The following is a 290-nucleotide window of genomic DNA, read 5'->3' on the forward strand; positions in this document are numbered from 1 at the left end:
GACGCCACTCGCCCTTCGTTCAGAAGATAATTTGCCACAGCCGCATCGTCTTCCAGCACCGCGCCCTTGGGCGTCTTGCGGCCGATCAGGCTGGCGCAGCCGATATAGGCGTATGTGCCGATCCCCGGCGCGAGGAAGATACGGCACCTGGAGCAGAACACCGCGGCTGCCGGGATCGAGCTGAGCGCCGCCGAGGTCGCGGCCATCGGCGATGCGCTGTCGCCCGACAAAGTGGTCGGCAAGCGCTATACCGAGGAACTGCCGTCGCTCACCCATTCACCAGCGCCAGC

1 pseudogene is annotated in these 290 nt (G+C 65.9%); it reads left to right on the plus strand.

Annotated features, from left to right (window positions below):
- Window positions 1–114: 114 nt before the first annotated feature.
- Window positions 115–290 (plus strand): annotated as a pseudogene (locus tag EN818_RS34205) (aldo/keto reductase); the annotation flags it as partial.

The sequence above is a fragment of the Mesorhizobium sp. M3A.F.Ca.ET.175.01.1.1 genome (genome assembly GCF_004791945.1).
GTDB lineage: Bacteria > Pseudomonadota > Alphaproteobacteria > Rhizobiales > Rhizobiaceae > Mesorhizobium.